This is a genomic window from Vibrio sp. 10N.222.46.A1 (assembly GCF_041473595.1).
Lineage (GTDB): Bacteria > Pseudomonadota > Gammaproteobacteria > Enterobacterales > Vibrionaceae > Vibrio > Vibrio tasmaniensis_A.
Genome location: NZ_JBFRSN010000818.1, coordinates 1 through 227, shown reverse-complemented (window position 1 = coordinate 227; position 227 = coordinate 1). Strand labels below are relative to the sequence as shown.

The 227-nt window shown below is 48.0% G+C and carries 1 protein-coding gene; it reads left to right on the top strand.

Going from position 1 to position 227, the window contains the following annotated elements; all coding sequences use genetic code 11:
• Window position 1: 1 nt before the first annotated feature.
• Window positions 2-227, top strand: a 226-nt coding sequence (locus tag AB4496_RS20505) for a glycerate kinase (RefSeq protein WP_372131810.1), incomplete at its 3' end; no start/stop codon positions are given.

Genomic DNA, 227 nt, shown 5'->3' with positions numbered 1-227 from the left:
GGTGGCGGCGTGTATTGAAAAGGGCTTTCGTGAAATCTTTCCTGACGCTGAATTCGTGACCTTACCTTTAGCTGACGGAGGTGAAGGAACGGTAGATGTTTTGCTGCAAGGCTTGGCAGGGCAAAAGCGAACACATCAAGTTGAAGGGCCATTGGGAAAATTGGTTAATGCTGAATGGGCGATGCTTGAACCATCGGAGCATAACCAGAACAAAACGGCATTGATTG